This window comes from Photorhabdus africana (assembly GCF_035181445.1).
In the GTDB taxonomy this organism is placed as follows: Bacteria; Pseudomonadota; Gammaproteobacteria; order Enterobacterales; family Enterobacteriaceae; genus Photorhabdus; species Photorhabdus laumondii.
In genome coordinates this window covers 1-7,409 of the sequence record NZ_JAXBVE010000073.1, presented here as the reverse complement: position 1 = coordinate 7,409, position 7,409 = coordinate 1, and the positions used below count along the sequence as shown (strand labels likewise).

The 7,409-nt window shown below is 55.4% G+C and carries 6 protein-coding genes and 1 pseudogene; 3 read left to right on the top strand and 4 right to left on the bottom strand.

What is annotated here, in order from left to right:
- A pseudogene (locus SLS51_RS22105) lies at nt 1-279 on the top strand (hypothetical protein); the annotation flags it as partial.
- Nucleotides 280-508: 229 nt separating this feature from the next.
- Here the strand turns inward: SLS51_RS22105 and xerC are convergent.
- Nucleotides 509-1,639: a site-specific tyrosine recombinase XerC gene (gene xerC, locus SLS51_RS22100; RefSeq protein ID WP_323840682.1), complete on the bottom strand. Its 1,131-nt coding sequence runs from the start codon at nt 1,637-1,639 to the stop codon at nt 509-511.
- Entirely contained in the window at nt 1,626-4,940 is a 3,315-nt protein-coding gene (locus SLS51_RS22095) for a CHC2 zinc finger domain-containing protein (protein ID WP_323840681.1), read from the bottom strand. Before SLS51_RS22095 ends, xerC begins: the two co-directional genes overlap by 14 nt.
- A 99-nt stretch (nt 4,941-5,039) precedes the next feature.
- Here SLS51_RS22095 and SLS51_RS22090 point away from each other — a divergent pair, with 99 nt between their 5' ends.
- Nucleotides 5,040-5,432 (top strand): helix-turn-helix domain-containing protein, encoded by a 393-nt coding sequence (locus tag SLS51_RS22090; RefSeq protein WP_228903054.1) that lies wholly within the window; start codon nt 5,040-5,042, stop codon nt 5,430-5,432.
- Nucleotides 5,433-5,510: 78 nt separating this feature from the next.
- Complete coding sequence (locus SLS51_RS22085) at nt 5,511-5,753, top strand: SymE family type I addiction module toxin (protein WP_113044217.1); 243 nt, start codon at nt 5,511-5,513, stop codon at nt 5,751-5,753.
- Between the two features lie 53 nt (nt 5,754-5,806).
- Here SLS51_RS22085 and SLS51_RS22080 read toward each other — a convergent pair whose 3' ends face one another.
- Together SLS51_RS22080 and SLS51_RS22075 are read right to left on the bottom strand one after the other, a co-directional pair.
- Nucleotides 5,807-6,442, bottom strand: coding sequence for an SMI1/KNR4 family protein (locus SLS51_RS22080; protein WP_323840680.1), 636 nt, complete (start codon nt 6,440-6,442; stop codon nt 5,807-5,809).
- A gap of 4 nt (nt 6,443-6,446) precedes the next feature.
- Nucleotides 6,447-7,409: NucA/NucB deoxyribonuclease domain-containing protein (locus SLS51_RS22075; RefSeq protein ID WP_323840679.1), on the bottom strand; the 963-nt coding region annotated here is incomplete at its 5' end.

Genomic DNA, 7,409 nt, shown 5'->3' with positions numbered 1-7,409 from the left:
GAGATGGCGAGCACGGGAATGAGCAAGGAGCCGGCGACTGCGAACCGGGCGCAGCCAGTGCAGCGGGGTTGGGGCGGGGGGAAGTCAATGAGCGGAGGCCGCAGGCCGACCGGCCTTCAGGGTTGTTGGCCGGACGTTGGCACGGCAGCTAAAGAAGAACACGGGTTTTTGCCGAGGACTGGCTCAGCGGCTGACAGCAGAAGGCGTCAGCCTTGTGCGCCACACCCTTCGATGCTAACCCGCGGGGGCGCAAGACATAATGCCAATTATACGCATTAAGCCGCTCATCAATGCTCAGGCGGTTGCCCTGGCTCACCGGCGCAGTGCGTATAATTCCCCCGCATTATGTTGAATAGGCGTTGGGCGGCCTGGACCGGCTCAACGGGGACACCGGGGCTTGCGCCGCCTGACGACTATTTACCCCCGCGTGCACCGATGCCGACGGGCAGTCCGGCCACGGTCTGCCCCCACACCGAACCCGCCCAACTCAACGGGGGCGTGCGGACGCTCAGCGGCTATCGGGGGTTGAGGCCGGCTCTGAGCTGTCCGGCGGCGTGTCCGTGTCGGCGTTATCGTCAGCGTACAGGTCGGCCAGTAAACCCACCTCATCGGCGTCGCGGACTTTTTCGGCGGCCATTTGCTCCGCCGGATGCGTACTGGCGTGCACCGCCTGCAAGGCCCGGATAGAGACCTGCGTATACACCTGGGTGGATTCCACGCTGGCATGGCCTAACATGGCCTGTATCCAGCGCAGGTCCGCCCCGTTCTCCAGCATCTGCGTCGCCATCGCATGCCGGAACAGGTGGCAGGCACCTTTTTTCTCAATGCCGGCGGCCCGGATATAACCGCTCACGGCATGGGTGATACCGTTCGGCTGCAATCCGTCGAGACCGTCCATTGCCACGAACAGCGACTGGATGTCCGGGGTGACCAGCAGTTGCGGGCGAACCTGCTGCTGATAGAACTGGAGCCAGTTTAAGGCCCGTTCGCCGAGGGGCAATACCCGGTCTTTATTCCCCTTGCCCTGCCGGATGGTCACGGTTTTGCGTGACCCGTCAATGCTGTAGATATCGAGCCGGGCCGCTTCACTGCGTCGTATCCCTGTTGACCAGAGCAGCTCCATCAGGGCCCGGTCTCGGGCACCCTGCAACGTATTCGGGTCAGGCAGCGACAGGATATGCTCGATTTCATCAATGCTCAGGATATACCGCGGCAGGCGTTTTTCTTCCCGCGGCAACTCAATGTCCGCTGCCGGGTTCGCCAGTATCAGGTTCTGTTTCGTCAGCCATTTGAACCACACCTGTAACGGCTGCAACTGCGTGCGCTGGGTGCGGATGCTCAGCGGCTCTCCGTTGGTCTTGCGGTACTGGTACAGGTAGCGCTGGTAACGTTCCAGTATCGGCCGCGTGATATCCGCGGCAGAGTACAGGCCCCGGTCCGTGGCCCACAGGATAAAGTGATAGGTGTGATGGGTCTGCACTTTCAGCGTGGTTTCCGACCAGTTCCGTTCCTGCCGCCATGCCACGAAGCGCAGCAGCAGCGCATACAGGCTTTTCGGGTCATGTGCCGGCCCTACAGGCTGACGATAAACGTCATCAACGGTCAGGAGACTTCCTTTGCGCGGTTTACGGTTTGCCATGATTGACCTCCGGTTGAGATTGAGGGGCGGGCGCAGACAAGGGGCGCGTTTTCTTTTTTCCTTTTATCACGGTGTCTTCCGTTACCCCGACTTGCGGTACGCTGAACCCGTGTTCTGCCTGCCCGGATAGGGATTTTTTCACCCCAGACTTAGCCCGGACCTGGACCAGACTTGAGACAGGCTTGCGTTCATTTAAGTCAGACTTGCTTTCATGACCTGTCGGGACGGCTGCCGGCGGTTTATTCCTGTCGGGTACAGGCAATGCGTCTCCGTGATTATTTTCCCTGATAACTGCGTTTTCATCTGCCCGGACTTGTGCACCCGCTGGCTCCTGTACTGTCCGGGCTGACGCGGGTTTTTCTTCCCCAGACTCAGGCCAGACTTGCCCCGGACTTGGGGAAGACTTACGACCTTCCGGGTCAGACTTGCGTTCACTGCCGGCGGTTTCTGAGTCCGCTTCTCCGACATCCAGCAGGCCGCACAGGTGGGCTGCGCCGTTGTCTTCTCCGTCCCACAGCAGTTCATAATGCAGCAGGTGCCCCCGGCTGCCGCCATGCAACAGCAGGTATTCCATTTCCGTCAGTCGTTGACAGTGGTTTTTGAGCTGGCTGTCGCTCCAGTGGGTAAAGGCGCGGATATCCCGCCGGGTAAAGCGGACTTCATTCGGCTGACAGTGCTGGATTTGCGCCTGTTCGTTCACCATTGCCTGTATCAGCAGCAACAGCTTGCGCGTCTGCGGCGGCATTTCATCCAGCGTGCGCCCCAGCACCTCATGCGCCAGCCGGTTGGCGAGGGCAATATCGTCCTGGGTGACTTCGATATATTCGATGACCTGTCCGCGGTGGGTCGTTTTCTTCACTTCACGTTGATACTGGTACAGCAGGGCAATGGCCTGTATCAGCGTCAGGTATTTCATGTGGTCGCGCCGCATCCGGGTTTTGTCTGACAGGAACGTCAGTTGGTGGGCGTAAGGATTGACCACTTTCAGCGGCCTTAACAGGCGCTGGGCGTTCTGGTGTAACTGCGTCAGATAGCCTTTCTCCGAGTCAGCCAGTAACCCGGCCAGCGTCTGGCGGTGCCGCTGCATGGCGTGGATGGCCTGCGTCTGCTCGCGCGATTCGTTGACCGTCAGCACCAGACAGCGGTTCAGCAGCTCTTCATCCACATCAATGGCCGTCGTCGTTAACATCAGCATCACCGGTCCCTGTACCTTGTATTCCCGCGTCACCAGTTCGCCGCTCTGTTCGTTCTTGCCGGTGCTGGCGATTTTCAGCTCGCCGTCGGACTGCAACAGTTTCAGGGCATAAGCCGCCTGCCGCACGCCTTCTTCTTCGGCTATCGCCAGTATTTTGTGTTGCAGGCTGGTTTCGCCGAGGTAATACAGGCTCTGCCCGGTCATTGCCGAGTACTGGATACGCTCCTCTTCCGGCATCAGGTTCAGCACGGCATCCATCAGGCTGCTCTTGCCTGCCGCGCTGCTGCTCTGGATTAACACGGCCAGCGGTTTATCGAGTTTGCGCGAGACCGCCGCCAGATACCCGGTCAGCAGATTGGTGGATTCGCCGACCACCCCGCAGGCGGCCATGTCGTTGATAATCTGTTCTGTTAAGTTCGGCGATGTCAGCAACGCCAGCGCGGCGGCTTCGTCTTCCGCGCTGACCGTGACCGCCGTTGTCCCTGAGGCTTCGGCGTCGGCTTGCTGTTGCGCGTCCTGTTGCTGCTCCAGCATCAGCAAGACCCGCCCGGCTTCGCGTTTGATGACCGACAGCTCGCATTCCAGCTCTTGCGCCGCCGTGCTGATGTAGTTCTGCCGTGAACGGGCGTGATACATGTCCAGTGTATCGACATGGAACAACCCGCTGGTTTCATCCCGCACCTGCACATTGACTTTCATCACATCGGGCACCGGCGATTTTTTCATTCCCCGTACCCGCCAGACCCGGGGGCCGCTTTTCATCAGCAGTTCACCGCAGGCCGTGCGCTCACAGGGCACGGGGGCAACGGTCAGCGCCGGCGGGGCGGCTAAAGCAGCCGGTTTAGCCACCTCGGCATTGTGAGGCTTTTCCGTCACCGTCGGCGAGACGGGCCGCTCATGGCTGAACACCGCGCCCGGTGCCGTTCCCTGTCCCAGCCAGACCGCCTGTTGCAACGCCAGCCCCAGCGCATGTTCGGCGTTGCCGCTTTTCAGCGCATAGTCATTGGCATCCATGCCCGGCGGGAACTGCACCCGCCAGGCCTCGATACCGGCTTCCAGTAAATCAGCCGCCACATTAGCCGCGCCACGGTCTCCGGCCTCGTCCCGGTCAAAGGCAATCAGCACCCGTTTCACGCCGTGATACGGCAAGGCTGCGAGGTGCTCACGGTTAAACCCGTTCACCCCGAACGCGGCAATCACGTTACGGAACCCGGCACACCAGAACGTCATGGCATCGATCAGCGCTTCGCACAGGATAATTTCCGCAGCGGCTTTCATCGCTTCCTCATTCCAGACCCCGGCTAACGGTGACGGCAGATACAGATGCTTCGGGCTGTCTTTCAGCACTTTGTAATCCGGCTGGGTTCGGCGACCATACAGTTGCAGCACCCGCCCGCGGCTGGCCACACTGGCCGATTCGGCCCAGCCGATCACCGGCACCACGACGCAGCCCCGGAAGTGGTCCTGACGGGTGGTAGTACGCAACACGCCCAGCCCCGACAGCTTGTCGCGCAGGTGCTGGCCTTCCTGACTGCTCTTGGACGGTAATAAGCCCGCTGAACCGCCGATCCCGTGATGGCCCGCGTACCCCAGCTTAAAGTGACTGACCAGTTCAGGGTGATTCAGCCCGCGTCGTGCCAGCCAGGCTTTGGCTTCCGGTGACGCCAGTAAGTGCTGATGATAAAAATCAATCACCTGATGCAACAGCGCCTGCCCGTCATCGTCCAGGTCGGCCAGTTTCGGGCGCGGCAGAGGGGCCGCCTGTGATCCCGGCGGGGCGGCTAACGAAGAAGCGGCCACAACTGCATTGTCCATATCCGGCAACCCGGCCAGCTCCCGCAGTCGGCGGATAGCGATTTTCAGCGTCACCCCTTCCGTTTGTATCACCCAGTCCAGCACCGATCCCGCGGCACCACAGCCAAAGCAGTGATACAGGTTCTTAGCAGGCGATATTACCATTGAGGGCGTTTTCTCGTTATGGAAGGGGCAGCGCAGCACATAATCCTCACCGCGTTTTTTCATCGGACGGCCTTGCTTACGCACCAGCCCCAGCAACGAGACGGTTTGCTTTAAGCGGGCTAAATCGGTATCGGGAACATGGGTCATCAATGACCTCCTGTAAAAACCTGTCAATATGCTTTTATGGTTTCTTTATACATGCATATATGGTATGTTTCAAGCATCACGTTTAAACAAGGGGGTAAAATGCTGGCTCTGTTTCCCTGGCGAGTAATTTCTATGGACTTTGGTAAACGTCTGGTAACCCTGCGTAAAGACCGCAAGCTTACTCAGGCCGCACTGGCGGAGAAAGTCGGTTGTCACGTGACAATGATCCGGCGTTATGAAGCTGACGAAGTACAACCGACACTGGAGATTATCCGCAAGCTCTCCCGTGCACTTTCTGTCAGTGCAGATACGCTGGTTTTTGACGAGAATGAGCGCAACCCGGATGAAGAACTGCGTTTGCAGTTTGAGGCTATCAGCCAGTTCACGCCGGAAGAGAAAGAAGTGGCAAGGGTGTTACTGGAGTCATTGATTTTAAAACACGATGCCAACCGTTTTGCCCGTAACAACAGCAGAGCGGGCACCGAGAAGTAAGACATAAAACACGTGCGGCGATCCCGTGTTGGAGCACGGAACCGCCGCTAACCGTAAGCAACTATTGGAGTAGTTACTATGGCTAACCGCGATTGTAATGCAGATTGGAAGATTTCAAAAGCCCGGCGCAGCTATAAGGTGGGGTATACCAGCACCCGCCACGAAGATCGCAACACCGGCATGACCCGTTATTACAGTCAGCATCCCAGCCTGCATCTTAAAGGCAACTGGCTGGAAGAAGCCGGGTTTACCACCGGACAGGCTGTGAACATCACCGTTGAACGGGGGCAGTTGATTATCCGGCTCATTGAGAACAGCTGACGACTCAAAAAAGATCCCAGTGCTTGGACTGGGATTTTTTTGCTAACTGATTTTTAATCTTTTATGTCCATTTTAATGCTTGCCCCATCGGGAATATTTCGTATTTGTAGAGCCAAATCAGCTCTGGCTCTCATTGATTCGCCTGTTCGAGCTAAGTAAAGATTTTCCAATTCATATTCTCCGCCTAAAACAAAGGGAATTTTAGGGACTAAACGATAGCCAGATTGAATAGGGCCGTAAATGTTTTGCCAATTATGAGCCAAAGAATATCCAGTTAAGACTTCATAATCTTCCAAGATAATCCCACTCCATTCATTTATACTCTTGGCTAATTTATCAAATAATCCCGTTTCAGGATCGAATGTATGAATACAATCATCTTTTAAACAAAACTGATTTCCAAAGATATCTTCTGCAAAGAAAAGAGCATCCTCAGCCATATCTTCGTACGAGTTAATCCATAACCTATTGTTGTTCCAATCAATTAAGCCGATCTCTTCACCTATCGTTTCATATGGAAAAACGCGTAATGCAGACTCAAAGCCATAAAATCCATTTTTTTTAGTCAATAAACAGCTCAATTCATCTACCAATGATTTTCCATAATTGGAAGCAATATATTTTTCTGATCTAACCGAAGAAATATCATGACTACAAATTGAGAGTAATTTGTCAGTTAAAGGCCACATTTTTCTATTTCTCCGTTTCTATTTTGCCTGATTTGTCTGTCTTTATAATTACAGTCGCACCATTAGGTAATCCGCGACATTGTTGACCAATACATGATCCAGCTCCTCTATTATCAGAAGGGGTAATTGGTCGAACCGAAGCGCCTGAGCCACCTTCTTTAAACATAGCAGGAGGATATTCATCACGATCTGCACCTTTCACCGGAGGAGTATTTTTCAAGGATTCTCCTCTCCTCTGAGCAGCGCCCCCACGATCGATCGTCAACACATTAGGATGCCCTGCTTTCTGAGCATCTTCAATATGCTTCGCTGATTCTGGATATTTTGTTTTATCTACAACAATAACTTTATGCTCATTAGTATGTTGTTCAGAGCTACTGCCTTTGTTAACAGTCGAACCTTTTATTGACGGTACAGATGATGGTTTCGCCTGCATTTTATCACTGGCTTTTGCCCCAATAATTCCCGTCGCGGTCTCCAGCAACAACAGGTTACGCTGCTCTTCCTTCACATACTGCGCCGCATCCGCCTTGGATAACCCGGCGTTTTCCAGCTCTTTTTGGCGCAGCTCCGTGTTAAAGAACCCAGAAAGGGGTCCGCTGCCGCCATTTAACCAGCTGCTCTGCTCTGAACGCCCTATCTTGTCATTGGCACGGTATCCCGATACCGCCAGTTCTTTACCCAACTCATGGTTGATGAATGCCAGTTCTTCGCGGCTCAACTCACCACTCAACGCCATCTGTTTCAGGGTATTGATGGTTGCATCACTGGCCTGTCGATATTCCGTCCAGACTCCTTTACGGCAGCTGTCATCCTGACACGATGCCAGTTTACCGCGCATGTCCTCCACTGACGGCAAGCCTTTATCCAGAATGCGCTGACTCAGCTCCTTAGCCTTGCCGCACGCTTCCGGTGACATCGTGCGGCAATCACCCAGATTTCGCGAGGCCAGCGCATTATTCTCCAC

What these genes read in the sequence shown, in the direction of transcription:
- xerC (WP_323840682.1), bottom strand. Translation starts at nt 1,639, where the DNA reads ATGGCAAACCGTAAACCGCGCAAAGGAAGTCTCCTGACCGTTGATGAC.
- SLS51_RS22095 (WP_323840681.1), bottom strand. Translation starts at nt 4,940, where the DNA reads ATGACCCATGTTCCCGATACCGATTTAGCCCGCTTAAAGCAAACCGTC.
- SLS51_RS22090 (WP_228903054.1), top strand. Translation starts at nt 5,040, where the DNA reads ATGCTGGCTCTGTTTCCCTGGCGAGTAATTTCTATGGACTTTGGTAAA.
- SLS51_RS22085 (WP_113044217.1), top strand. Translation starts at nt 5,511, where the DNA reads ATGGCTAACCGCGATTGTAATGCAGATTGGAAGATTTCAAAAGCCCGG.
- SLS51_RS22080 (WP_323840680.1), bottom strand. Translation starts at nt 6,442, where the DNA reads ATGTGGCCTTTAACTGACAAATTACTCTCAATTTGTAGTCATGATATT.